At 49.6% G+C, this 24,121-nt stretch carries 24 protein-coding genes; 12 read left to right on the top strand and 12 right to left on the bottom strand.

Features of this window, described 5'->3' with window-relative positions:
- Positions 1–32 precede the first annotated feature (32 nt).
- On the top strand, positions 33–506 hold the full coding sequence (locus ACJHWK_RS13270; RefSeq protein ID WP_170886446.1) for a 4Fe-4S binding protein: 474 nt from the start codon (positions 33–35) through the stop codon (positions 504–506).
- 151 nt (positions 507–657) lie between these two features.
- Here the strand turns inward: ACJHWK_RS13270 and avtA are convergent, their stop codons facing one another.
- Both avtA and malS read right to left on the bottom strand, forming a co-directional pair.
- Positions 658–1,911, bottom strand: coding sequence for a valine--pyruvate transaminase (avtA, locus tag ACJHWK_RS13265; RefSeq protein WP_000144359.1), 1,254 nt, complete (start codon positions 1,909–1,911; stop codon positions 658–660).
- A 177-nt stretch (positions 1,912–2,088) separates the two neighbouring features.
- Complete coding sequence (gene malS, locus ACJHWK_RS13260; RefSeq protein ID WP_001521582.1) at positions 2,089–4,119, bottom strand: alpha-amylase; 2,031 nt, start codon at positions 4,117–4,119, stop codon at positions 2,089–2,091.
- 319 nt (positions 4,120–4,438) lie between these two features.
- Between malS and ACJHWK_RS13255 the strand changes: the two genes are divergently transcribed.
- Positions 4,439–5,263: a protein bax gene (locus ACJHWK_RS13255; protein ID WP_001297957.1), complete on the top strand. Its 825-nt coding sequence runs from the start codon at positions 4,439–4,441 to the stop codon at positions 5,261–5,263.
- A 107-nt stretch (positions 5,264–5,370) separates the two neighbouring features.
- Here the strand turns inward: ACJHWK_RS13255 and xylR are convergent, their stop codons facing one another.
- From xylR to xylF, 4 genes are all read right to left on the bottom strand, one after another.
- Complete coding sequence (gene xylR, locus ACJHWK_RS13250) at positions 5,371–6,549, bottom strand: D-xylose utilization transcriptional activator XylR (protein WP_000494484.1); 1,179 nt, start codon at positions 6,547–6,549, stop codon at positions 5,371–5,373.
- A 77-nt stretch (positions 6,550–6,626) separates the two neighbouring features.
- A complete protein-coding gene (gene xylH / locus ACJHWK_RS13245; RefSeq protein ID WP_000045978.1) occupies positions 6,627–7,808 on the bottom strand; it encodes a xylose ABC transporter permease XylH in 1,182 nt (393 codons plus the stop codon).
- Complete coding sequence (xylG, locus tag ACJHWK_RS13240; RefSeq protein WP_001521578.1) at positions 7,786–9,327, bottom strand: D-xylose ABC transporter ATP-binding protein; 1,542 nt, start codon at positions 9,325–9,327, stop codon at positions 7,786–7,788. Before xylG ends, xylH begins: the two co-directional genes overlap by 23 nt.
- A 77-nt stretch (positions 9,328–9,404) precedes the next feature.
- Positions 9,405–10,397: a D-xylose ABC transporter substrate-binding protein gene (xylF, locus tag ACJHWK_RS13235; RefSeq protein ID WP_001521577.1), complete on the bottom strand. Its 993-nt coding sequence runs from the start codon at positions 10,395–10,397 to the stop codon at positions 9,405–9,407.
- A gap of 365 nt (positions 10,398–10,762) precedes the next feature.
- Here xylF and xylA point away from each other — a divergent pair, with 365 nt between their 5' ends.
- The 4 genes from xylA to yiaA all read left to right on the top strand — a co-directional run bounded on the left by xylA (position 10,763) and on the right by yiaA (position 14,603).
- Positions 10,763–12,085 (top strand): xylose isomerase, encoded by a 1,323-nt coding sequence (gene xylA, locus ACJHWK_RS13230; RefSeq protein ID WP_001149573.1) that lies wholly within the window; start codon positions 10,763–10,765, stop codon positions 12,083–12,085.
- Between the two features lie 71 nt (positions 12,086–12,156).
- A complete protein-coding gene (xylB, locus tag ACJHWK_RS13225; protein WP_000275360.1) occupies positions 12,157–13,611 on the top strand; it encodes a xylulokinase in 1,455 nt (484 codons plus the stop codon).
- A gap of 167 nt (positions 13,612–13,778) precedes the next feature.
- Positions 13,779–14,120, top strand: a complete 342-nt coding sequence (gene yiaB / locus ACJHWK_RS13220; protein WP_001306605.1) for an inner membrane protein YiaB — start codon at positions 13,779–13,781, stop codon at positions 14,118–14,120.
- 45 nt (positions 14,121–14,165) lie between these two features.
- Positions 14,166–14,603, top strand: coding sequence for an inner membrane protein YiaA (yiaA, locus tag ACJHWK_RS13215; RefSeq protein ID WP_001322902.1), 438 nt, complete (start codon positions 14,166–14,168; stop codon positions 14,601–14,603).
- A 41-nt stretch (positions 14,604–14,644) separates the two neighbouring features.
- Here the strand turns inward: yiaA and wecH are convergent, their stop codons facing one another.
- Positions 14,645–15,640, bottom strand: a complete 996-nt coding sequence (gene wecH, locus ACJHWK_RS13210) for an O-acetyltransferase WecH (RefSeq protein ID WP_001182662.1) — start codon at positions 15,638–15,640, stop codon at positions 14,645–14,647.
- Between the two features lie 174 nt (positions 15,641–15,814).
- On the opposite strand from wecH, the gene ACJHWK_RS13205 reads away from it, so the two are divergent.
- The 4 genes from ACJHWK_RS13205 to hokA all read left to right on the top strand — a co-directional run bounded on the left by ACJHWK_RS13205 (position 15,815) and on the right by hokA (position 19,683).
- Positions 15,815–16,123, top strand: coding sequence for a YsaB family lipoprotein (locus tag ACJHWK_RS13205; protein WP_170886445.1), 309 nt, complete (start codon positions 15,815–15,817; stop codon positions 16,121–16,123).
- A gap of 94 nt (positions 16,124–16,217) precedes the next feature.
- A complete protein-coding gene (gene glyQ, locus ACJHWK_RS13200; RefSeq protein ID WP_001168544.1) occupies positions 16,218–17,129 on the top strand; it encodes a glycine--tRNA ligase subunit alpha in 912 nt (303 codons plus the stop codon).
- A 9-nt stretch (positions 17,130–17,138) separates the two neighbouring features.
- The gene (gene glyS, locus ACJHWK_RS13195) at positions 17,139–19,208 is read left to right on the top strand and encodes a glycine--tRNA ligase subunit beta (protein WP_001521573.1); all 2,070 of its coding nucleotides are present in this window, start codon (positions 17,139–17,141) and stop codon (positions 19,206–19,208) included.
- A 322-nt stretch (positions 19,209–19,530) separates the two neighbouring features.
- On the top strand, positions 19,531–19,683 hold the full coding sequence (hokA, locus tag ACJHWK_RS13190) for a type I toxin-antitoxin system toxin HokA (RefSeq protein WP_001135727.1): 153 nt from the start codon (positions 19,531–19,533) through the stop codon (positions 19,681–19,683).
- Here the strand turns inward: hokA and ACJHWK_RS13185 are convergent.
- Positions 19,660–19,731 carry a hypothetical protein gene (locus ACJHWK_RS13185; protein ID WP_212735948.1) on the bottom strand — a complete coding sequence of 24 codons (72 nt, stop codon included), beginning with the start codon at positions 19,729–19,731 and terminating at the stop codon, positions 19,660–19,662. The genes hokA and ACJHWK_RS13185 overlap by 24 nt on opposite strands.
- Before the next feature lie 107 nt (positions 19,732–19,838).
- On the opposite strand from ACJHWK_RS13185, the gene yidD reads away from it, so the two are divergent.
- On the top strand, positions 19,839–20,210 hold the full coding sequence (yidD, locus tag ACJHWK_RS13180) for a membrane protein insertion efficiency factor YidD (RefSeq protein WP_001521571.1): 372 nt from the start codon (positions 19,839–19,841) through the stop codon (positions 20,208–20,210).
- Positions 20,211–20,263: 53 nt separating this feature from the next.
- On the opposite strand, the gene cspA is transcribed toward yidD, so the two are convergent.
- The gene (cspA, locus tag ACJHWK_RS13175) at positions 20,264–20,476 is read right to left on the bottom strand and encodes an RNA chaperone/antiterminator CspA (protein ID WP_000014594.1); all 213 of its coding nucleotides are present in this window, start codon (positions 20,474–20,476) and stop codon (positions 20,264–20,266) included.
- Between the two features lie 280 nt (positions 20,477–20,756).
- Positions 20,757–21,047 (bottom strand): HTH-type transcriptional regulator, encoded by a 291-nt coding sequence (locus tag ACJHWK_RS13170; RefSeq protein ID WP_000455798.1) that lies wholly within the window; start codon positions 21,045–21,047, stop codon positions 20,757–20,759.
- A gap of 433 nt (positions 21,048–21,480) precedes the next feature.
- Here ACJHWK_RS13170 and ACJHWK_RS13165 point away from each other — a divergent pair, with 433 nt between their 5' ends.
- Positions 21,481–22,191 carry a DUF3053 domain-containing protein gene (locus ACJHWK_RS13165; RefSeq protein WP_000190517.1) on the top strand — a complete coding sequence of 237 codons (711 nt, stop codon included), beginning with the start codon at positions 21,481–21,483 and terminating at the stop codon, positions 22,189–22,191.
- A gap of 49 nt (positions 22,192–22,240) precedes the next feature.
- Here ACJHWK_RS13165 and ghrB read toward each other — a convergent pair whose 3' ends face one another.
- Positions 22,241–23,215 (bottom strand): glyoxylate/hydroxypyruvate reductase GhrB, encoded by a 975-nt coding sequence (gene ghrB / locus ACJHWK_RS13160; protein ID WP_001521569.1) that lies wholly within the window; start codon positions 23,213–23,215, stop codon positions 22,241–22,243.
- A gap of 103 nt (positions 23,216–23,318) precedes the next feature.
- Positions 23,319–23,978 (bottom strand): OmpA family lipoprotein, encoded by a 660-nt coding sequence (locus ACJHWK_RS13155; protein ID WP_000747625.1) that lies wholly within the window; start codon positions 23,976–23,978, stop codon positions 23,319–23,321.
- Between the last annotated feature and the right edge of the window lie 143 nt (positions 23,979–24,121).

Raw genomic sequence — 24,121 nt, 5'->3', positions numbered from 1 at the left:
GCACTCTGCTGTTTTAGTGCAAAGGAGTGATCATGAACCGGTTTATTATTGCGGATGCGACGAAATGTATCGGTTGCCGTACCTGTGAAGTGGCTTGCGCAGTGTCGCATCAGGAGAATCAGGATTGCGCTGCGTTGTCACCAGACGAGTTTATTTCCCGTATTCGTGTCATTAAAGACCACACATGGACCACGGCTGTAGCCTGCCATCAGTGTGAAGATGCACCGTGCGCGAATGTCTGCCCTGTTGACGCGATAAGCCGCGAACATGGGCATATTTTCGTTGAACAATCACGTTGCATTGGCTGTAAAAGCTGTATGCTAGCTTGCCCGTTTGGTGCGATGGAGGTCGTTTCTTCGCGCAAAAAGGCGAGGGCGATTAAGTGCGATCTGTGCTGGCATCGGGCGACGGGACCGGCCTGTGTTGAAGCCTGCCCGACAAAGGCGTTGCAGTGCATGGATGTCGAGAAAGTGCAGCGGAATTGGCTACGGCAGCAGCCTGTTTGAAACGTTTTTCCGGCGTTTCTCAACGCCGGGATAGTGCGCTTTGTTTATGCCGGATGCGGCTAAAACGCCTTATCCGGCCTACAAATTCTACCAAATTCAATATATTGCAGAAATCATGTAGGCCTGATAAGCGTAGCGCATCAGGCAATTTTTAGTGACTTTCAGCCCAGGCTCTTTCTATCTCTTCTGCCAGAATCTTCACTCCCGCCTCAATTTTCTCCGGCTCCGGCACGTAGTTCATGCGCATACATTGATGTGTATGTGGCCACGGTTTATCCAGCCCTGGGAAGAAGTTGTGCCCCGGCACCATCAGCACGCCCCGTGCTTTCAGGCGCTGGTAGAGCTGCTCGGTCGTAATTGGCAAATCCTTAAACCATAACCAGAGGAAAATGGCTCCTTCCGGTTTATGAATCAGGCAGCGATCTTCCGGTAAATAGCGGCGAATGATAGCGATAGTTTCCTGAACACGCTGGTAGTAAAACGGTTTGATGACTGTTTCAGACAGGCGCAGCAGATCGTTACGCTTAATCATTTCACACATCATCGCCGGACCAATACCGCCAGGTGCCAGGCTGATAATGCCGTTCATATTGGTGATGGCGGTGATGATTTTTTCATTGGCGATGATAATGCCGCAGCGGGAGCCTGGTAGCCCCAGCTTGGAAAGACTCATGCACAGTACGATATTCGGATTCCACAGCGGGCGCGCTTCGCTGAAGATGATACCCGGGAACGGGACGCCATAAGCGTTATCAATCACCAGCGGAATGCCGTGTTGATTCGCCAGCGCGTCAAGCTTCAGCAACTCTTCGTCAGTAATCACATTGCCTGTTGGATTCGTCGGCCGGGAGACGCAAATCATCCCGGTTTCTTCGCCAATATGCAGATGCTCAAAATCGACGTGGTATTTAAACTGGCCTTCCGGCAGTAGTTCAATATTCGGACGCGCAGAGACAAACAGATCTTCTTCCAGTCCGGCGTCAGCGTAGCCAATGTATTCCGGTGCCAGCGGAAACAGCACTTTTTTGACCCGACCATCGGCACGGCGTCCGGCGAACAGATTAAATAAGTAGAAAAACGCGCTCTGGCTGCCGTTTGTTAGTGCAATATTCTGTGGTTCGATATCCCAGCCCAACTTCTCGCGCAGCATTCCGGCAAGCAGTGTGAGTAGCTCCGTTTTCCCCTGTGGACCGTCGTAATTGCACAGTGCATCAGTCGCTTTGCCACTTTCCAGCATGTCGGTCAGTAGCGTCTGGAAGTAGTCCTGCATTTCCGGGATCTGCGCTGGATTACCGCCGCCGAGCATAATCGCGCCAGGCGTGCGTAAACCGTCGTTCAGATCTTCCATCAGCAGCGTAATGCCGGAGTGGCGGGTAAATTTGTCACCAAAAAGGGAGAATGTCATAGCGGGATATCTGTCGAACTCTGTAGCAAGGAAGGTAACAATAACGCTACATTTGCTGGGGTGCAAATCGCTCTGTTGAAGAGGGAGCGGTGCTTTATCCTGCAACGCTGATTAGAGCTGACATTTTATCCTGGTTGGCGGCTTCCCGAGGTACTGACGAACGGGAAGCCGGAAAAGTCACTGTTGCCCAGCCCAGATGACCAGCACTTTATCGTCGCCATGCTCACGAACAAAGCCGTAGCCCTGCTTCATCGAAAGTGTCGTTTGTTTGCCCTCGCCAATTGCGGGATGGCGGGCGCGGAACTGGCTGATTTTCTGCCAGTGCGCGACGCTGGCGGCAGATTTACCGCTAACATCCTGCCAGTTCATATCCGAACGCGTACCTTGCAGCGGATCCGAACCGGTGGGGCCGAACGGACGCGAGGATTCATCACCATAAAAGATTTGTACCGCGCCTGGCGCTAATAATAATAACTCTGCTGCTTTGTCGCCCCCTTCACGGAACAGGCGGGTATCATGCGACGAGAGGTAGCTCAACACGTTGAAATCCTGCAATTTCTCCGCCATTTGCTGCCAGGTCGTATCCATCTGCGCCAGACAATCGACTGCTTTAGCCGCCTGCTCCTGATAATCGAAATTGATCATCGCATCGAAGCCGTGGCGATAGTAGTCACTTTGCATCACGCCGTGGCCCCAGGCTTCACCGGTCATCCAGAAAGGTTTGTCATCTAACGCTTTATCGGGGTTCGCTTTTTTCCATTCGCGAAGCGCGGCGCTGGCTTCGGTTTTCAGTTGCTGCCAGGCGGGCAACTCAACATGTTTGGCGGTGTCGACCCGAAAACCATCAATCCCATAGTCGCGGACCCACTGACTTAACCAGTGGGTTAAGTAATCGCGAGGGGTAAAGCCGTCGATGACTTTAGCGTGGGTATCCGTTTTGTTTTTATAGAACACCGGCAGACCAGAAGCGGTCGTTGATTCGGTTTTGATATCCGGCAAAAAGGCCAGCGACATAGTGAGATCGTCAAATCCAGGATTGTCGTAATCGCCGATATCGGTTCTGATCCAGTTTTTTCCCCACCATTTATCCCAGCCTGTTTTGTCGCTGAAATTAATGTAATCGTTAAAGCTATGCCAGGTTTGCCCGGCGGCAGGTTTCCAGTCACTCCAGCGTTCACCCAGCGTTTTTTTCAGCTCGTCACCAGAAAGATATAACGCGCCAAACTGATACTCCTGCATATCCGCCAGCGTGGCATAGCCGGTGTGGTTCATCACGACATCAAAGAGAATACGAATACCGCGCTGATGCGCGCTATCAACCAGCGTCCGTAGATCGGCTTCACTGCCCATATTGGCATCAAGATTCGTCCAGTCCTGTGTGTAATAACCGTGGTAGGCATAATGCGGGAAATCACCTTTTGTACCGCCGCCGACCCAGCCGTGAATTTGCTCAAATGGGGCGCTTATCCATAAAGCATTAACGCCCAACTGCTGGAGGTAATCCAGTTTGTTGGTCAGGCCGCGTAAATCGCCGCCGTGAAAAGTGCCAATTTCTGCCATACCGTCTTTATGACGTCCGTAACTCTGGTCATTACTGGGATCGCCGTTTTCGAAACGATCTGTCAGCACAAAGTAAACTGTGGCGTTATGCCAGTCAAAAGGGGCAGGGGCGTCAGTTTCTGCCCGTTCCAGCAGGAGTAAACCGTTGCTGGTGGCAGCGGGTTGTAACGTTATTTGACCGTTCTTCACTATCGCAATTTGCTGGCTGTAATAATCCCGTACGGCGGCTCCTTCCGGGAAAGTGGCGCTGACATCCAGTGTGAGCGGTAATCCATCCCATTTCGGGCATTCACGGACCAGGCTTGCTACCGGTTCGACGGCGTTCTGGATGGAAATCATCAATGTTGGTGTACCGGAGCGGGTGTCTAGTTGCAGCGTATATTCGCCGTCCCTGAACAATCGCCATTGAGGCGGCGTGTTGCTACAAGGTTGCAGGGAAAGCATCTGATTGAGTTTTATCGCATCCGCAGGCTGCCAGCACTGTTGGTCAAAATTTAGCGTTAGTGGACGCGTACCTTTGGGCAACTGTGCGTGGCTGACAAATGTTCCCGTCCCCTGTTCGCTAAAGGCGGGAAACCCCGGAGAAGTCCAGCTGGCGGCAACGGCGAAGCCAGGAAGGAGCGTCAGAAAACAGGCGGCGAGTTTCATGGTGAATGAGTCCTTATTGCTGCGATTTCAGACAGTTTGCCAGCGATAAGCCAGACAAAACTCATCCCTGAGCGGTAAGTCCACAGGATGAGAAGCAAGGGTGAGCGATCGCGCGCAAAAAACGGCTGAATTTTGCGATAAACCCCACATTTTCTGCGATTTAGCGCCAATCTGAATCGTTAACTCGTGACATAGTTTCAGATTTGGACTATTCCTTGGGGTGCTCTTGACAGCTATTTTTGATATGATTTGAGATTCAACTCTCAAATTTGTGAAAAATATAAGGTGTTGGAATGATTAAATCCGACCAGGAGACCTGATGATTTTGACTCCCATACGACGATATGGGGCGATGATTCTTATGTTACTCACTCTGGTGTTTTCGAGTGAGGTGTTAGCGAAGACGCACACAACAACAGCGAGTCAAAAGTCCCACTTAACTAAAGCTAGTAATAAACAGGTAAGCAGTAAACAAGAGTATTCTCGCAATAGTGCAAAGAGTAGTTCACTTCCTGATTTGCGAAAATACCCTTCCGGAACACCAAGGAAAAAGGCGTTTCTCCGGACTGTGATGCCTTACATTACCAGCCAAAATGCGGCCATTACTGCGGAACGTAACTGGCTGATTTCAAAACAGTATCAGGGCCAATGGTCACCTGCTGAGCGTGCGCGTCTGAAAGACATCGCCAAACGCTACAAGGTGAAGTGGTCTGGTAATACGCGAAAAATCCCGTGGAATACCTTGCTTGAACGCGTAGACATTATCCCCACCAGTATGGTAGCGACGATGGCTGCAGCAGAAAGCGGTTGGGGAACGTCGAAGCTGGCGCGCAACAACAACAATCTGTTCGGCATGAAATGCATGAAAGGACGTTGTACTAATGCGCCGGGTAAAGTGAAGGGGTACTCACAGTTTAGTTCTGTCAAAGAATCGGTGAGCGCCTATGTTACTAACCTGAATACGCATCCGGCTTACTCTTCGTTCCGTAAATCGCGTGCACAGCTGCGTAAAGCAGATCAGGAAGTGACTGCCACAGCGATGATTCACAAGCTGAAGGGCTACTCGACCAAAGGGAAGAGTTATAACAACTACCTGTTCGCAATGTACCAGGATAACCAACGGTTAATCGCGGCACATATGTAATTGCATTTCCTCGAGCCTTATCCGACTTGTCGGTCGGATAAGGCTTTTGCTCCCATCAGGTGATTGTGCTGAGTTACCTGATGCGACGCCGACAATTCTCATCATCGCTACAACATGACCTCGCTATTTACATCGCGATACTCTTTTGGCGTCGTGTCATATGCTTTTTTAAAAACAGAGTAGAAATATTGCAGCGATGGATAACCGCACATTTGCGATATCTCATTGATCGACAAGGTGGTTGAAATCAGCAGACTGCGCGCTTTCTCCAGCTTCTCGGCATGAATCATGGCATGGATGGTTTCACCCACCTCTTCTTTAAAACGCTTCTCAAGATTGGAGCGTGATATGCCCACCGCATCCAGTACCTGATCCACTTTAATCCCTTTACAGGCGTGATTACGAATGTAATGCATGGCCTGAATAACGGCGGGATCGGTCAGCGAGCGGTAATCTGTTGAGCGCCGTTCAATGACGCGAACTGGCGGGACCAAAATCCGCTGTAGCGGCATTTCTTCTTTATCTAATAATCGATGCAACAGTTTTGCCGCCTGATAGCCCATTTGCCGCGCGCCCTGAGCGACCGAAGAAAGGGCGACACGCGACAGATAGCGGGTCAGTTCTTCGTTATCGATGCCAATCACGCATAATTTTTCCGGTACGGGAATATGTAGATGTTCACATACTTGCAGAATATGCCGCGCCCGGGCGTCAGTAACGGCAATAATCCCGGTTTGCGGTGGCAGCGTTTGTAGCCAGTCTGCCAGCCGATTTTGCGCGTGTTGCCAGTTCTCTGGCGCGGTTTCTAACCCCTGATAAACCACTCCGCGATACTTTTCTTCGGCGACAAGCTGACGAAATGCATATTCGCGTTCAGTGGCCCAACGTTTACCGCTTGATTCCGGAAGACCATAAAAAGCAAAGCGGTTAACGCCTTTCTCTTTTAAATGCAAAAATGCGCTTTCAACCAGCGCATAGTTATCGGTGGCAATGTAATGAACGGGTGGGTAACTTTCGGCAAGGTGATACGAGCCACCAACCCCAACAATGGGGACGTCGACATCAGCCAGCGCTTGCTCGATTTGTTTGTCGTCGAAGTCGGCAATGACGCCATCTCCTAACCAGTCCTTGATTTTATCAATGCGGGCGCGGAAATCTTCTTCAATGAAAATATCCCATTCCGATTGTGACGCCTGTAAATATTCCCCTACGCCTTCTACTACCTGCCGGTCATAGGCTTTATTGGCATTGAACAGTAATGTGATGCGGTGACGTTTAGTAAACATGGTTCTTTTCCTGCTGAATCATGCAAAAACTCAAAACCGGTAATACGTTACCGGCTTTGAGAAAATTTTTATCAAAATCAAGAACGGCGTTTGGTTGCGGAGTCCATCCATACTGCCAGCAACAGAATCGCACCTTTAACGATATACTGCCAGAAGGTCGGTACATCCATCATACTCATGCCGTTATCCAGTGAAGCCATGATGAATGCCCCCATTACCGCTCCGGCCACGCTCCCGACGCCGCCTGCCAGACTGGTGCCGCCAATCACGCATGCTGCAATTGCGTCCAGCTCGGCGATATTTCCCGCAGAAGGTGAACCAGCGCCAAGTCGAGAACTGAGGATTAATCCGGCGATGGCTACCATTAATCCGTTAATAGCGAACACGGCAAGTTTGGTGCGTTCAACGTTAATCCCGGAGAGCCGTGCTGCTTCCAGATTGCCGCCGATGGCATAAATGCGTCGTCCAAATGCCGTCCGCGTTGCCATAAACATTCCGCCGAGTAACAGCAACGTCAGCAGCAGAACAGGAGTGGGAACGCCACGGTAATCATTCAACAGCCAGATTGCGCCTAATACGATGATAGCGGTTAAAGCCTGGCGACCGACTACTGCGGTAGAAGCCGGAGACTGCAAACCCAAAGCCTGACGGCGCATTCTTCCGCGCCATTGCCAGCCAACAAAAGCCATTAAGCCAAGCGCGCCAATGATGAAGCCGGTGCTGGCGGGTAGATAGCTTTGCCCGATTTGTGACATCGCGGCGCTGGTGGGGGAAACAGTCGTGCCGTTGGTGATGCCAATGAGTATGCCGCGAAATGCCAACATGCCCGCGAGGGTGACAATAAATGAAGGGACTTTGCGGTACGCGACCCACCATCCGTTCCAGGCACCGAGAAGCAGTCCCAGAACCAAAGTCACAATGATGGTAAGTGGCAAAGGCCAGCCTAGCCAGACGTCACAAATCGCCGCGACGCCACCTAACAGCCCCATCATTGAGCCGACGGAAAGGTCGATTTCAGCAGAAATTATGACGAACACCATTCCTACCGCGAGGATGCCGGTAATCGCGGTTTGGCGTAACAGGTTGGAGACGTTACGGGCGCTTAAGTAGGCACCATCGGTGGTCCAGGTAAAGAACAGCATGATTGCGATGATAGCTGCAATCATCACGAAGACCTGCAAATTCAGTGATTTCAGCCCGGAAAAGCCACCGGATGTCGGTACGGCTAATTTCACTTCAGACGGATTGCTTTTCGACATGATGTTCGCTCCTCAATGCGGCTTCCATCACCTGCTCCTGAGTCAGGTTATGATTTATCAGGTTGGCTTTTAGTTTCCCTTCATGCATCACCAGTACACGATCGCTAAGGCCGAGCACTTCAGGTAATTCGGAAGAGATGACAATAACGGCAATACCCTGCTGGACGAGTTGGTTAATTAATTTGTAGATCTCGTATTTCGCGCCAATATCGATACCCCTGGTAGGTTCATCAAGAATGAGGATGCGCGGGTTAAGTAACAGACAGCGAGCGAGGATCGCTTTTTGCTGATTGCCGCCGCTCAAACGTCCAATAGCAAGGTCGGGGGACGACGTTTTAACTTTGAGTTGCTGGATTGATTCCAGAATACATTTTTGCTCTGCAGCGTCATCAAGCTGGCTAATGCCACCGGTAAATTTATTGAGTGCGGCGAGAGTAATATTTTTACCAACCGCCATTACCGGAACGATGCCGTCGCGCTTTCTGTCTTCGGGTACCATCGCAATCCCCTGGGCGATGGCTTGCTGACAGTTACGAATATCTACCTGTTTGCCATCAATATAAATTTTTCCTTCCCATTGTCCGGGCCACACGCCAAACAGGCACTGAATGGTCTCGGTACGTCCGGCACCAACGAGTCCGGCAATACCCAGTATTTCGCCACGTTTCAGGGAAAACGAGACATCATTAACTCGTTTAATATGACGATTAACCGGATGCCATGCCGTCAGATGTTCAATACGTAATATTTCATCTCCGGTGGTATGTGGTTCATTTGGGTAAAGCGCGGTTAACTCTCGCCCGACCATCATGGTGATAATATCGTCTTCACTCATTCCGGCAGCATCACGCGTACCAATGTGCTGACCGTCGCGAATAACGCAAATCGTATCGGAAATCGCTTTGACTTCGTTGAGTTTATGCGAAATATAAATACAGGCGATACCGTGCTGTTGTAGATCGCGAATAATATCCAGTAAAACCGACGTTTCCTGCTCAGTTAATGAGGCTGTCGGCTCATCGAGAATTAACAAACGCACCTGTTTATTAAGTGCCTTGGCAATTTCAACCAGTTGTTGTTGCCCAAGCCCTAAATCGCCAACGCGGGTATCTGGTGAAATAGATAAACTGACCTGTACGAGCAGCTTCTGACAGCGTAGTGTCATCAGGTCATAATCCATAATGCCATTGTGGGTTATTTCGTTACCCAGGAAGATATTTTCCAGCACAGTCAATTCTTTCACCAGGGCCAATTCCTGGTGAATGATGGCGATACCTTTGCGTTCGGTATCGCGGATGTGACTCGCCTGAATCTCTTCTCCCGCAAAAATAATTTCGCCTTCGTAGGAGCCATGGGGATAAATACCACACAGCACTTTCATCAGCGTTGATTTACCAGACCCATTTTCCCCACAGAGTGAGACGATTTCGCCAGCATTCAACCGCAAGCTGACGTTATCAATCGCCTTCACACTGCCGAAGGTTTTGGTAATGTTCTTCATTTCAAGTAGATAAGGCATAACGACTCCACCTAAGCCAATTCATTCACGCGGCATGGAGAGAAATCACGCCCCCGCTCCTCGCCGGGGCGTAACGCTTACAGCTCGCTCTCTTTGTGGAATCCGTCTTTAACTACCGTTTCTTTGATGTTGTTTTTATTCACATCGATCGGTGTCAGCAGGCGGGAGGGAACATCTTTCAGACCATTATTCAGAGTGGTATCTGCTTTTGGTTCCTGACCATTGCCCAACTCAACGGCAATTTCTGCGGCAGTATTTGCCAACAATGTAATAGGTTTATACACCGTCATAGTTTGCGTACCGGCAGCAATACGTTTAATACCTGCGAGATCCGCATCCTGGCCGAAAATTGCTACTTTCCCTGATAAACCTTGCGCACTTAATGCCTGAATTGCCCCACCTGCGGTGGCATCGTTTGAGGCAACTACAGCATCAATTTTGTTATTATTGGCGGTTAGCGCGTTTTCCATAATTTTCAATGCGTTTTCCGGTAACCAGCCATCAACCCATTGGTCACCAACGACTTTAATTTTTCCGGAATCAACGTAAGGTTTTAACACTTTCATTTGCCCGGCGCGGAACAGCTTGGCGTTGTTATCTACCGGCGAGCCGCCCATCAGGAAGTAATTACCTTGCGGAACAATATCGACCAGGGCTTTTGCCTGCAGTTCACCGACTTTTTCGTTATCGAAAGAAATATAAAAATCGATATCCGCATCGTTAATCATACGGTCGTAAGCTAATACTTTAATACCTTCTTGTTTGGCTTCTTTTACAACGTTACTTAATACCTGACCGTTATACGGAATAATGACAAGAACATCGACGCCCCGGTTAATCATGTTTTCAATCTGCGACATTTGTGTTTCTTCATTGCCATTTGCAGACTGTACAAATACTTTCGCGCCGAGAGATTCTGCCTTTTTCACAAAAATATCTCGATCTTTTTGCCAGCGTTCAAGACGGAGATCATCAATCGCCATACCTATTTTGACTTCTTTGGCGTGTGCCGCAACGTTGGTAAGCAGAAGTGAGGTGCAAAGGGTGAGTAGAATGTTCTTTATTTTCATGGTGTAGGGCCTTCTGTAGGTAGAGGACAGCTTTAATAAGTAACAATCACCGCGATAAACGTAACCAATTTTTAGCAACTAAACAGGGGAAAACAATTACAGATTTTTATCTTTCGATTACGATTTTTGGTTTATTTCTTGATTTATGACCGAGATCTTACTTTTGTTGCGCAATTGTACTTATTGCATTTTTCTCTTCGAGGAATTACCCAGTTTCCTCATTCCATTTTATTTTGCGAGCGAGCGCACACTTGTGAATTATCTCAATAGCAGTGTGAAATAACATAATTGAGCAACTGAAAGGGAGTGCCCAATATTACGACATCATCCATCACCCGCGGCATTACCTGATTATGGAGTTCAATATGCAAGCCTATTTTGACCAGCTCGATCGCGTTCGTTATGAAGGCTCAAAATCCTCTAACCCGTTAGCATTCCATCACTATAATCCCGACGAACTGGTGTTGGGCAAGCGTATGGAAGAGCACTTGCGATTTGCCGCCTGCTACTGGCACACCTTCTGCTGGAACGGGGCGGACATGTTTGGTGTGGGGGCGTTTAATCGTCCGTGGCAGCAGCCTGGTGAGGCACTGGCGTTGGCGAAGCGTAAAGCAGATGTCGCATTTGAGTTTTTCCACAAGTTACATGTGCCATTTTATTGCTTCCACGACGTGGATGTTTCCCCTGAGGGCGCGTCGTTAAAAGAGTACATCAATAATTTTGCGCAAATGGTTGATGTCCTGGCAGGCAAGCAAGAAGAGAGCGGCGTGAAGCTGCTGTGGGGAACCGCTAACTGCTTTACAAACCCTCGCTACGGCGCGGGTGCGGCGACGAACCCAGATCCTGAAGTCTTCAGCTGGGCGGCAACGCAAGTTGTTACAGCGATGGAAGCAACCCATAAATTGGGTGGTGAAAACTATGTCCTGTGGGGCGGTCGTGAAGGTTACGAAACGCTGTTAAATACCGACCTGCGTCAGGAGCGTGAACAACTGGGCCGCTTTATGCAGATGGTGGTTGAGCATAAACATAAAATCGGCTTCCAGGGTACGTTGCTTATCGAACCGAAACCGCAAGAACCGACCAAACATCAATATGATTACGATGCTGCGACAGTCTATGGCTTCCTGAAACAGTTTGGTCTGGAAAAAGAGATTAAACTGAACATTGAAGCTAACCACGCGACGCTGGCAGGTCACTCTTTCCATCATGAAATAGCCACCGCCATTGCGCTTGGCCTGTTCGGTTCTGTCGACGCTAACCGTGGCGATGCACAACTGGGCTGGGATACCGACCAGTTCCCGAACAGTGTGGAAGAGAATGCGCTGGTGATGTATGAAATTCTCAAAGCAGGCGGTTTCACCACCGGCGGTCTGAACTTCGATGCCAAAGTACGTCGTCAAAGTACTGATAAATATGATCTGTTTTACGGTCATATCGGCGCGATGGATACGATGGCGTTGGCGCTGAAAATTGCAGCACGCATGATTGAAGATGGTGAGCTGGATAAACGCATCGCGCAGCGTTATTCCGGCTGGAATAGCGAATTAGGCCAGCAAATCCTGAAAGGCCAAATGTCACTGGCAGATTTAGCCAAATATGCTCAGGAACACAATTTGTCTCCGGTGCATCAGAGTGGTCGCCAGGAGCAACTGGAAAATCTGGTAAACCATTATCTGTTCGACAAATAACGGCTAACTGTGCAGTCCGTTGGCCCGGTTATCGGTAGCGATACCGGGCATTTTTTTAAGGAACGATCGATATGTATATCGGGATAGATCTTGGCACCTCGGGCGTAAAAGTTATTTTGCTCAACGAGCAGGGCGAGGTGGTTGCTTCGCAAACGGAAAAGCTGACCGTTTCGCGCCCGCATCCACTCTGGTCGGAACAAGACCCGGAACAGTGGTGGCAGGCAACTGATCGCGCAATGAAAGCCCTGGGCGATCAGCATTCTCTGCAGGACGTTAAAGCATTGGGTATTGCCGGCCAGATGCACGGTGCAACCTTACTGGATGCCCAGCAACGGTTATTACGCCCTGCCATTTTGTGGAACGACGGGCGCTGTGCGCAAGAGTGCGCTTTGCTGGAAGCGCGAGTTCCGCAATCGCGGGTGATTACCGGTAACCTGATGATGCCCGGATTTACTGCGCCTAAATTGCTATGGGTTCAGCGGCATGAGCCGGAGATATTCCGTCAAATCGACAAAGTATTGTTACCGAAAGATTACTTGCGTCTGCGTATGACGGGGGAGTTTGCCAGCGATATGTCTGACGCAGCTGGCACCATGTGGCTGGATGTCGCAAAGCGTGACTGGAGTGACGTCATGCTGCAGGCTTGCCACTTATCTCGTGACCAGATGCCCGCATTATACGAAGGCAGCGAAATTACTGGTGCTTTGTTACCTGAAGTTGCGAAAGCGTGGGGTATGGCGGCGGTGCCAGTTGTCGCAGGCGGTGGTGATAATGCAGCTGGTGCGGTTGGTGTAGGAATGGTTGATGCTAATCAGGCAATGTTATCGCTGGGGACGTCGGGGGTCTATTTTGCTGTCAGCGAAGGGTTCTTAAGCAAGCCAGAAAGCGCCGTACACAGCTTTTGCCATGCGCTACCGCAGCGTTGGCATTTAATGTCTGTGATGCTGAGTGCAGCGTCGTGTCTGGATTGGGCTGCGAAATTAACGGGCCTGAACAATGTCCCAGCTTTAATCGCGGCTGCTCAACAGGCTGATGAAAGTGCCGAGCCAGTTTGGTTTCTGCCTTATCTTTCCGGCGAGCGTACACCACACAATAATCCCCAGGCGAAGGGGGTTTTCTTTGGTTTGACTCATCAACATGGCCCCAATGAACTGGCGCGAGCAGTGCTGGAAGGCGTGGGTTATGCGCTGGCAGATGGCATGGATGTCGTGCATGCCTGCGGCATTAAACCGCAAAGTGTTACGTTGATTGGTGGCGGGGCGCGTAGTGAGTACTGGCGTCAGATGCTGGCGGATATCAGCGGTCAGCGGCTCGATTACCGTACGGGGGGGGATGTGGGGCCAGCACTGGGCGCAGCAAGGCTGGCGCAGATTGCGGCGAATCCAGAGAAATCGCTCATTGAGTTGTTGCCGCAACTGCCGTTAGAACAGTCGCATCTACCAGATGCGCAGCGTTATGCCGCTTATCAGCCACGACGTGAAACGTTCCGTCGCCTCTATCAGCAACTTCTGCCATTAATGGCGTAAACGTTATCCCCTGCCTGACCGGGTGGGGGATAATTCACATCTATATATATCAGTAATTAATTAATATTTAGTATGAATTTATTCTGAAATCATTTGTTAATGGCATTTTTCAGTTTTGTCTTTCGTTGGTTACTCGTAATGTATCGCTGGTAGATATGGAGATCGTTATGAAAACCTCAAAGACTGTGGCAAAAATATTATTTGTTGTCGGGGCGCTGGTTTATCTGCTTGGGCTATGGATCTCATGCCCATTGTTAAGTGGAAAAGGCTATTTTCTTGGCGTGTTAATGACGGCAACTTTTGGCAACTATGCATATCTTCGCGCAGAAAAACTCGGGCAACTGGATGATTTTTTTACCCACATCTGCCAGTTAGTTGCGTTAATCACTATCGGTCTCTTGTTTATCGGTGTTTTAAACGCACCTATCAATGCTTATGAAATGGTGATCTACCCTATCGCCTTTTTTGTCTGCTTGTTTGGTCAAATGCGTTTGTTTCGCCCGGCATGAGCAACATAAAGCTCTTACACATTCAGGAATGAAAGGAATACTGTGATGGACAACAAAATATCAACCTATTCTCCGGCATTCAGTATTGTGTCATGGATAGCTCTCGTTGGTGGTATCGTTACCTATCTGTTAGGGCTATGGAATGCAGAGATGCAGTTAAATGAAAAAGGATATTATTTTGCCGTACTGGTATTAGGACTGTTTTCTGCGGCGTCTTATCAAAAGACCGTTCGGGACAAGTATGAAGGCATACCGACCACCTCCATTTATTATATGACCTGCCTGACTGTCTTTATTATCTCTGTTGCGTTACTGATGGTAGGTCTGTGGAATGCGACGTTATTACTCAGCGAGAAAGGTTTTTATGGACTGGCTTTCTTCTTAAGCTTGTTTGGTGCAGTAGCGGTGCAGAAGAATATTCGTGATGCCGGAATAAACCCACCAAAAGAAACACAGATTACCCAGGAAGAATACAGCGAATAATTCACATAAGCCCGGTCAGTCCAATGTGACCGGGCTTTTATTTAACTCACTAGTCTGTTTCTGTCGATTCGTTGTACCAGCATAGAAAGTAACAAACTCGCTGCCAACGTCGCGCAAAAGATCCAAATAATATCGAGTATTGGCCAGTTTTTAAGCTCAATCCCCCGGGTGCGCAGTGCATGGATAATCAAGGCGTGGAATCCGTATATACCCAACGAATGGCGGGAGATTAAGCCAAGTCCGCGAACAGTACGCGTATCAAGCGTGTTTTTAACCAGAGTCAATAGCGTGGTTGCGCAGATAAAAACCATCGGCCCACAGTAAAGATACCAGGTATCGGCAAAATTTCCGCGCCACTGCAATTCATATAATGTCCCGCGAGAGATAATAAAAACCCCCGTCGCAAACAGTGCGGCGCACACCCACGACAGTGCTTTATGCTGTGTGTCCATCATCCCTATAGCGCGGCCCAACATGCCATACAGGATGTAGTAAAAAGTATCGCCATTGATATATAAGTTAATTGGCAGCCATTCAAAACCGTCAATTTTCTGCGGCACTGTGTTTGGGTTAGCGATAATGCCAATCACCACCATTAGCACCAGCAACATTTTTCCGCCGACGTTCTTCACCTGAATCAGCGGTGAAACCAGATAAATCACCGCAATCGCGAAGAAAAACCACAAGTGGTAAAACACTGGCTTTTGCAGCAGGTTTTTCAGCGCTAACTCCATATTGATGGAGGTAAACAGCGCAATGTAGAGCAGTGCGATTGCGCTATAAAAAAGCAGACATAAGCCGATACGCAAGAAATGGCGCGGCTGGGCGCTGCGTTCGCCAAAAAAGAGATAGCCGGAAATCATGAAAAATAGCGGCACGCTGACACGAGAGGCAGAATTCAGAACATTGGCGATATCCCATGTGACGGGGCTAACACTATGAGCATTGGTCACATACCAGGTAGTGGTGTGAATCATCACCACCATTAAACACGCTATCCCTCGCAGGTTATCAATCCAGTAAATTTTGGGCTGCATCTGTGTCTCTGTATCTGGTTAAAAAAAGTCTGACCGATAAATCATTCGGTTGGCGCACTGGAATAATCTGAGTTTTATCACTACAGCTTATAGAGGCTTAAGGAAATTCGTAAGATATCAGCCACTATACCGATATAAATAATAAGACTCACCTGCAAACCAGACGGTAATTTAATGATGATGAACTCTTTCTTTCCGGCAATGGCGCTTATGGTGCTTATGGCGCTAGTGGGTTGTTCTACACCGCCACCCGTGCAGAAAGCACAACGGGTAAAGGTTGATCCTCTGCGTTCGTTGAATATGGAAGGGCTATGCAAAGATCAGGCGGCAAAACGCTATAATGCAGGTGCGCAAAAAATCGACGTCACCGCATTTGAACAGTTCCAGGGGAGCTACGAAATGCGCGGTTATACCTTCCGTAAAGAGCAGTTTGTCTGTTCTTTTGACGCAGATGGCCATTTTTTGCATCTTTCCATGCGTTAAGCCCTGCTTTTTCCCGTTTCGTACTGTATATCTTCCATCCAGCGGGTATACTGATCCCTTCCTTTAAATCCACACGTATCCAGCACGAAATAATATGCAAAAGTTTGATACCAGGACCTTCCAGGGCTTGATCCTGACCTTACAGGATTACTGGGCTCGCCAGGGCTGCACCATTGTTCAACCATTGGACATGGAAGTCGGCGCGGGAACCTCTCACCCAATGACCTGTCTGCGCGCGCTGGGGCCAGAACCGATGGCGGCTGCTTATGTTCAGCCTTCTCGTCGCCCAACCGATGGTCGCTACGGCGAAAACCCCAACCGTTTACAGCACTACTATCAGTTCCAGGTGGTCATTAAGCCATCGCCGGACAATATTCAGGAGCTGTACCTTGGTTCTCTGAAAGAGCTGGGCATGGACCCGACCATCCACGACATCCGTTTCGTGGAAGATAACTGGGAAAACCCGACGCTGGGTGCCTGGGGGCTGGGCTGGGAAGTGTGGCTGAACGGCATGGAAGTGACGCAGTTCACTTACTTCCAGCAGGTTGGTGGTCTGGAGTGTAAACCGGTTACCGGCGAGATCACCTACGGTCTGGAACGTCTGGCAATGTACATTCAGGGCGTAGACAGCGTTTACGACCTGGTCTGGAGCGACGGCCCGCTGGGTAAAACCACCTATGGCGACGTGTTCCATCAGAACGAAGTGGAGCAGTCCACTTACAACTTCGAATACGCGGATGTGGACTTCCTGTTCACCTGCTTCGAGCAGTACGAGAAAGAAGCGCAGCAGCTGCTGGCGCTGGAAAATCCGCTGCCGTTGCCAGCCTACGAGCGTATTCTGAAAGCCGCCCACAGCTTCAACCTGCTGGATGCGCGTAAAGCCATCTCCGTCACTGAGCGTCAGCGCTATATTCTGCGCATTCGCACCCTGACCAAAGCAGTGGCAGAAGCATACTACGCTTCCCGTGAAGCCCTCGGCTTCCCGATGTGCAACAAAGATAAGTAAGAGGCGGCTATGTCTGAGAAAACTTTTCTGGTGGAAATCGGCACTGAAGAGCTGCCACCAAAAGCACTGCGCAGCCTGGCTGAGTCCTTTGCTGCGAACTTTACTGCGGAGCTGGATAACGCTGGCCTCGCACACGGCGCCGTTCAATGGTTTGCTGCTCCGCGTCGTCTGGCGCTGAAAGTAGCTAACCTGGCGGAAGCGCAACCGGATCGTGAAATCGAAAAACGCGGCCCGGCGATTGCTCAGGCGTTCGACGCTGAAGGCAAACCGAGCAAAGCGGCAGAAGGCTGGGCGCGTGGTTGCGGTATTACCGTTGACCAGGCTGAGCGTCTGACTACCGATAAAGGCGAATGGCTGCTGTATCGCGCCCACGTGAAGGGCGAAAGCACCGAAGCACTGCTGCCGAATATGGTTGCGACTTCGCTGGCGAAACTGCCGATCCCGAAACTGATGCGTTGGGGCGCAAGCGACGTGCACTTCGTGCGTCCGGTGCACACCGTGACCCTGCTGCTGGGCGACAAAGTTATTCCGGCTACCATTCTGGGCATTCAGTCCGATCGCGTGATTCGCGGCCACCGCTTTATGGGCGAGCCGGAATTCACTATCGACAATGCCGATCAGTATCCGGAAATTCTGCGTGAGCGCGGGAAAGTCATCGCCGATTACGAAGAACGTAAGGCGAAGATTAAAGCCGATGCCGAAGAAGCGGCGCGTAAGATTGGCGGTAACGCTGACTTAAGCGAAAGCCTGTTGGAAGAAGTGGCTTCGCTGGTGGAATGGCCGGTTGTGCTGACCGCAAAATTCGAAGAGAAATTCCTTGCGGTGCCGTCTGAAGCGCTGGTTTACACCATGAAAGGTGACCAGAAATACTTCCCGGTGTATGCGAACGACGGCAAACTGCTGCCGAACTTTATCTTCGTTGCCAATATCGAATCGAAAGATCCGCAGCAAATTATCTCTGGTAACGAGAAAGTCGTTCGTCCACGTTTGGCGGATGCCGAGTTCTTCTTCAACACCGACCGTAAAAAACGTCTGGAAGATAACCTGCCGCGCCTGCAAACCGTGTTGTTTCAGCAACAGCTGGGTACACTGCGCGACAAAACTGACCGCATCCAGGCGCTGGCTGGCTGGATTGCTGAACAGATTGGCGCTGACGTTAACCACGCAACCCGTGCGGGCCTGCTGTCCAAGTGCGACCTGATGACCAACATGGTCTTCGAGTTCACCGACACCCAGGGCGTTATGGGGATGCACTACGCGCGTTACGATGGCGAAGCGGAAGATGTTGCAGTGGCGCTGAACGAGCAGTATCAGCCGCGCTTTGCCGGTGATGACCTGCCGTCTAACCCGGTAGCCTGTGCGCTGGCGATTGCTGACAAGATGGATACTCTGGCGGGTATCTTCGGTATCGGCCAGCATCCGAAAGGCGACAAAGACCCGTTTGCGTTGCGTCGTGCCGCACTTGGCGTACTGCGTATTATCGTTGAGAAGAACCTCAACCTTGATCTGCAAACGCTGACCGAAGAAGCAGTGCGTCTGTATGGCGATAAGCTGACTAATGCCAACGTGGTTGATGATGTTATCGACTTTATGCTCGGTCGCTTCCGCGCCTGGTATCAGGACGAAGGTTACACCGTTGACACCATCCAGGCGGTACTGGCGCGTCGTCCGACTCGTCCGGCAGATTTCGATGCCCGTATGAAGGCGGTATCGCACTTCCGTACCCTGGATGCAGCTGCTGCACTGGCGGCGGCGAACAAACGTGTATCTAACATTCTGGCGAAGTCTGACGAAGTGCTGAGCGATCGCGTGAATGCTTCTACTCTGAAAGAGCCGGAAGAAATTAAACTGGCGATGCAGGTGGTTGTGCTGCGCGATAAACTGGAGCCGTACTTTGCTGAAGGTCGTTACCAGGATGCGCTGGTCGAACTGGCTGAGCTGCGTGAACCGGTTGATGCCTTCTTCGATAAAGTGATGGTCATGGTTGATGACAAAGAATTGCGTATCAACCGTTTGACCATGCTGGAGAAACTGCGCGAACTGTTCCTGCGCGTTGCGGATATTTCGCTGTTACAGTAATAACGCCGTTATTAAAAAGCCTGCCATCTGGCAGGCTTTTTTTATCGCTAAATAATACAGCAACCTTTAATAATCTTCTGCTGAATAAAGATTATCTCATATATTAATTTTATGAGATTTTTTTAGGATTATATCAAGGAGAAGAAACGAACTTATTAAGCTAGAATAGCCACGGGTGCTTGAGACTGTTTGTCTCAGGTATTCACCGAAAGGCAGACAGAGAAAAGCCCCACCTGACTATAAATCAAAGTGAGGCTACCCTATGCCTGAACACCATAAGGTTAGCCTCTTACTCGTTGGAAATCAACACAGGGGGCTGGGAATGCCGCAGAAATATAGATTACTTTCTTTAATAGTGATTTGTTGCACGCTTTTATTTTTCACCTGGATGATAAGAGATTCACTGTGTGAATTGCATATTAAACAGGGGAGTTATGAGCTGGCGGCATTTTTAGCCTGCAATTTGAAAGAGTAAGAGTCTTTGGCGGGAAGTTATTCCCGCCTTTCTTACGGCGTTGCGCATTCTCATTGCACCCAAATTTATTTCTTTAATGAATGTTTTTTTAAATACGAATGGATTTGGCTATTAGATAAGTTTTTAATCGGGAACAGGAATGGTTCGGAGCCTTCATGAATAAACTGCTTTTACTGTTGATAATGCTCTATCAACGACACCTTTCTCCTCGCAAAGGATACCGCTGTGCTTACAGTGTGTTGTACCAAACGCAGGGATGTTCGGGAGCAGTCAAAGAGATTATTCAACAGAAAGGTGTTATTGCAGGCTGGGGCGAGATACGTCAGCGTTTTGCAGATTGCCGACTTGCGGCACAGACAATCAGGCAGAAGCAACACCTGAACGAGGTAATACGTAAAAAGAAGAATAATAATTGTGATTGTTCCGGGTGCGATGGTGCGGTCTGTCGTGATTGCGACATTCCGGTGCCGGATCTGGATTGTTCCTGGGACTGTTCTTCTCTACATATAAAGCGGTTTATCCAATAAAAAAATCCCCGCCAAATGGCAGGGATCTTAGATTCTGTGCTTTTAAGCAGAGATTACAGGCTGGTTACGTTACCAGCTGCCGGGCCTTTAGCACCGCTTTCGATGGTGAAGGACACTTTCTGACCTTCGTCCAGAGATTTGTAACCATCGTTCTGGATAGCAGAGAAGTGTACGAACACGTCTTTAGAGCCATCGTCAGGAGTGATGAAGCCGAAGCCTTTGTCAGCGTTGAACCATTTTACGATACCAGTCATTTTACCGGACATAGTGTATTACCTTTAATAATTAAGTGTGCCTTTCGGCGATATGGCGTGCTTTACAGATTTTGAAGCGTTAAAGGAATGTGCACTACGAGGGGTATCAACGATAACTCTTGAAGGGACTTGCCTTACTACACTGCTTTAATGGTCTGTACGTCAAACCGTTGATGTGCATTAAGCCACGCATTGGCGGGTGATGCAACAATTATTTTTCATATTTATGATTAATCGGTTGGAAAACGGTCCTGTCATCAGGACCGTAAACAGCAATAAAGTGGATAAAAGTCTATTCCATCAACTGCTTACTTAATGCCGGGTTGGCTTGAATCAAACGCATCAATTTTAGTTCGGCACTTGAAGGCTTCACGCGTCTGGATTCCCATTCCTTTACCATGGCGACTGATACGCCCAAAACCCGGGCGAAATCATCGATTTTTAACCCTGTTCCTTTTCGTAACTGCTCAATTTCGGTACAGGATGTTGTTCTGTGCGTCAGGGTAATTTTCTGCGTTTCATCTTTAAAAACAATCTGTTCCAGGCTGCTCAACAGCTCATGCATTGGATCTTTATATTCCATTGAAAACTCCTCAAATCACACTGCGGGATCGTGAATTGCATCGAAGCTCATTAAGAATAGTCGGGAAAAGCAGACACAGCGGGGTGAAGTCAGGGCATGCTCTGGCTATGATTCGATTCAGCCAGTCATTTAGCGTGACTTATAGCCACCTAACGATCTGATAAATGCCGATATATCTCTTACCACTCCCGGTTTGTAAAGATTTCGAAAATCTAACGTTCTGAGAAGGCGTAAATCTCTGGCAACAAAAAAAGCAACGGCACTATCATTTTTTAACAATGAAACAACAAATTAACCTTGTTTCATTTTCTCCATGATTTTACCAGGAAGATTACGTAGAAAGGGTATCCTGCAAGCCTGTCCTGGACTATCCTTGTCACGTCAGACACGTGTGTGTCGTTGTGCGCTTTTTTTGGGTGAAAGGAGTAAGAAAATGGCGACAGGAAAGTCCTGCTCTCGCTGGTTTGCGCCTCTTGCGGCGTTATTAATGGTAGTTAGCCTGAGTGGGTGTTTTGATAAAGAAGGCGATCAGCGTAAAGCGTTTATCGACTTCCTGCAGAATACAGTGATGCGTAGCGGTGAACGTCTACCAACCCTGACTGCCGATCAGAAAAAACAGTTTGGTCCTTTTGTCTCTGATTACGCGATTCTGTATGGTTATTCTCAGCAGGTGAATCAGGCGATGGATTCCGGTCTGCGCCCGGTCGTAGACAGCGTTAACGCAATTCGCGTACCGCAGGATTACGTTACGCAAAGCGGCCCACTGCGTGAAATGAACGGTTCTCTGGGCGTACTGGCGCAACAGCTGCAAAATGCGAAGTTGCAGGCCGATGCTGCGCACTCTGCGCTAAAACAGACCGATGATTTGAAACCGGTCTTTGATCAGGCATTCACCAAAGTGGTAACGACGCCAGCTGATGCATTGCAACCGTTGATTCCGGCGGCACAAACTTTCACGCAACAACTGGTGATGGTTGGAGACTACATTGCTCAGCAAGGTACTCAGGTGAGCTTTGTCGCAAATGGCATCCAGTTCCCGACGTCACAGCAGGCAAGTGAATATAACAAACTGATTGCGCCATTACCGGCACAGCATCAGGCGTTTAATCAGGCCTGGACTACAGCAGTTACTGCAACCCAATAAAGAGTAAAAGCCCGAGCGATTATCGGGCTTTACTCCACGCAGTCGCGGCTTAGTCCGCGACGTGCGGATTCACACAGTTCTTCTCAACCTTTCCTTGTAACGCATCAATCAAATTATCCACGGCACAGGCGGCCATGCCATAACGCGTCTCATGAGTGGCAGATCCAATATGCGGTACTGCGACGACGTTGGCCATTGAGAGCAACGGCGAATCTACAGACAGTGGCTCTTGTTCGAAGACATCCAGCCCGGCAGCGTGAATTTCCCCTTTCTGCAATGCAGCAATCAGTGCATTTTCATCAACCACCGGGCCACGTCCGGCATTAATGAATATGGCGGAGGATTTCATTTTGGCGAATTGTTCTGCGCCAAACAGATGATGCGTTTCATCAGTTAACGGCAGGATCAGGCAAACGAAATCTGACTCTTGTAACAGTGTATCCAAATCGCAGTAGCGGGCGTTGAAGCGTTCTTCTGCTTCTTTATGGTGGCGGCGCGCGTTATAGAGGATGGGCATGTTGAAACCAAAGTGCGCACGTTGTGCCAGCGCCATACCGATCCGTCCCATCCCGACAATGCCCAGTGTTTTATGGTGAACGTCAGTGCCGTACCAGTCCGGGCCTATGCTCGCGGTCCATTCGCCTGCTTTTACCCGTTCTGCTACCTCCACAACCCGACGAGCGGTAGACAACACCAGCGCCATCAGCGTATCGGCGACGGTTTCTGTTAATACGGTTGGCGTGTGCATCAGCAGAATTTTTCGGGCGGTAAGCGCATCGACATCAAAATTGTCATAGCCGACGGAGATCGTTGATGTGGCACGCAGTTTCGGCATTTTTTCCAGCAATGCGGCATCAACATTCTCGTTTGAACCCAGTAAACCTTCAGCTTCGGCAAAAATTGCTGCATTTTGTTCGATGGTTTGTGGGCTGAGGTTTGCCACCTGGTGAACGGTGAAATGCTCTTGCAGGCGTTGCAGTAAATCATCAGGTAAGGCTTTGTAGAGGATAACGGACGGCTTCATGCTTCTCTCCATTCACTGATAAGGCGATCACCTTAGCCTGAAATATGATGAAGGAAAACTGAAGAATGCCAGGTGATTTCTGCATCACCTGGCATGAAAGGGATTACAGCGGGCTTAAGGTAATTTCTACACGGCGGTTTTGCGCCTTACCTTCTGCGGTGCTGTTGCTGGCGATTGGGTTAGCCGGGCCAAGGCCCTGAGTACGGATGCGGCTGGCGTCCACGCCCTGGGTGATCAACGCGCTGGCAACGGAATCCGCACGCTGCTGGGAGAGACGCATGTTCAGGTCGTGACCACCCGTGCTGTCGGTATAACCAATCACGTTAACCGCCGTTTTCGGATACTCTTTCAGCACCATTGCCACGCCGGTCAGGGTGTTAGCGCCCGCCGGTTTCAGGGTCGCGCTGCTGCTGTCGAAGGTCACATTGTTCGGCATATTGAGGATAATGTTATCCCCGCTGCGGGTTACGCTAACACCAGTGCCGCGCATTTTGTCACGTAGCTTCGCTTCCTGCACATCCATGTAATAACCCACGCCGCCGCCCAGAGCTGCGCCTGCTGCTGCGCCAATGAGCGCGCCTTTACCGCGATCTTTCTTCGAAGAAGAGAGCGCACCAATACCCGCGCCCACGAGAGAGCCCAGACCTGCGCCAATAGCAGATTTACCTGCTTCGCGTTCGCCGGTGTAAGGGTTAGTTGTGCAGCCAGATACCGCCAGAGCGCCACTCACTACTGCGGCAATAAGATAAACACGTTTCTTCATTGTTAATCCTTAATAACCTTTTTATTCTTTGCCACGGGTTCCGTGGCGGGAGATTATGCCGCGTGAACATGAAGATTATTCCTGGGAATACTCGGAAATTTGTAAGTAATATTTAACTGCTCAATACATCTAACCTTTCAGGA

Origin of the sequence: Escherichia sp. WS547 (assembly GCF_046486065.1) — a bacterium.
Classification (GTDB): domain Bacteria; phylum Pseudomonadota; class Gammaproteobacteria; order Enterobacterales; family Enterobacteriaceae; genus Escherichia; species Escherichia coli.
This window is presented reverse-complemented; position numbering and strand designations above follow the sequence as displayed.

Excerpts from the sequence above, each read along its gene's own strand:
- ACJHWK_RS13155 (WP_000747625.1), bottom strand. The coding sequence starts at position 23,978 with ATGAAGAAACGTGTTTATCTTATTGCCGCAGTAGTGAGTGGCGCTCTG.
- ACJHWK_RS13255 (WP_001297957.1), top strand. The coding sequence starts at position 4,439 with ATGATTTTGACTCCCATACGACGATATGGGGCGATGATTCTTATGTTA.
- xylR (WP_000494484.1), bottom strand. The coding sequence starts at position 6,549 with ATGTTTACTAAACGTCACCGCATCACATTACTGTTCAATGCCAATAAA.
- ACJHWK_RS13165 (WP_000190517.1), top strand. The coding sequence starts at position 21,481 with ATGGCGACAGGAAAGTCCTGCTCTCGCTGGTTTGCGCCTCTTGCGGCG.
- xylF (WP_001521577.1), bottom strand. The coding sequence starts at position 10,397 with ATGAAAATAAAGAACATTCTACTCACCCTTTGCACCTCACTTCTGCTT.
- ACJHWK_RS13270 (WP_170886446.1), top strand. The coding sequence starts at position 33 with ATGAACCGGTTTATTATTGCGGATGCGACGAAATGTATCGGTTGCCGT.
- wecH (WP_001182662.1), bottom strand. The coding sequence starts at position 15,640 with ATGCAGCCCAAAATTTACTGGATTGATAACCTGCGAGGGATAGCGTGT.
- malS (WP_001521582.1), bottom strand. The coding sequence starts at position 4,119 with ATGAAACTCGCCGCCTGTTTTCTGACGCTCCTTCCTGGCTTCGCCGTT.
- glyQ (WP_001168544.1), top strand. The coding sequence starts at position 16,218 with ATGCAAAAGTTTGATACCAGGACCTTCCAGGGCTTGATCCTGACCTTA.
- yiaB (WP_001306605.1), top strand. The coding sequence starts at position 13,779 with ATGAAAACCTCAAAGACTGTGGCAAAAATATTATTTGTTGTCGGGGCG.
- glyS (WP_001521573.1), top strand. The coding sequence starts at position 17,139 with ATGTCTGAGAAAACTTTTCTGGTGGAAATCGGCACTGAAGAGCTGCCA.
- ACJHWK_RS13205 (WP_170886445.1), top strand. The coding sequence starts at position 15,815 with ATGATGATGAACTCTTTCTTTCCGGCAATGGCGCTTATGGTGCTTATG.
- xylG (WP_001521578.1), bottom strand. The coding sequence starts at position 9,327 with ATGCCTTATCTACTTGAAATGAAGAACATTACCAAAACCTTCGGCAGT.
- cspA (WP_000014594.1), bottom strand. The coding sequence starts at position 20,476 with ATGTCCGGTAAAATGACTGGTATCGTAAAATGGTTCAACGCTGACAAA.
- ghrB (WP_001521569.1), bottom strand. The coding sequence starts at position 23,215 with ATGAAGCCGTCCGTTATCCTCTACAAAGCCTTACCTGATGATTTACTG.
- yidD (WP_001521571.1), top strand. The coding sequence starts at position 19,839 with ATGAATAAACTGCTTTTACTGTTGATAATGCTCTATCAACGACACCTT.
- xylH (WP_000045978.1), bottom strand. The coding sequence starts at position 7,808 with ATGTCGAAAAGCAATCCGTCTGAAGTGAAATTAGCCGTACCGACATCC.
- xylB (WP_000275360.1), top strand. The coding sequence starts at position 12,157 with ATGTATATCGGGATAGATCTTGGCACCTCGGGCGTAAAAGTTATTTTG.
- yiaA (WP_001322902.1), top strand. The coding sequence starts at position 14,166 with ATGGACAACAAAATATCAACCTATTCTCCGGCATTCAGTATTGTGTCA.
- hokA (WP_001135727.1), top strand. The coding sequence starts at position 19,531 with ATGCCGCAGAAATATAGATTACTTTCTTTAATAGTGATTTGTTGCACG.
- xylA (WP_001149573.1), top strand. The coding sequence starts at position 10,763 with ATGCAAGCCTATTTTGACCAGCTCGATCGCGTTCGTTATGAAGGCTCA.
- ACJHWK_RS13170 (WP_000455798.1), bottom strand. The coding sequence starts at position 21,047 with ATGGAATATAAAGATCCAATGCATGAGCTGTTGAGCAGCCTGGAACAG.
- avtA (WP_000144359.1), bottom strand. The coding sequence starts at position 1,911 with ATGACATTCTCCCTTTTTGGTGACAAATTTACCCGCCACTCCGGCATT.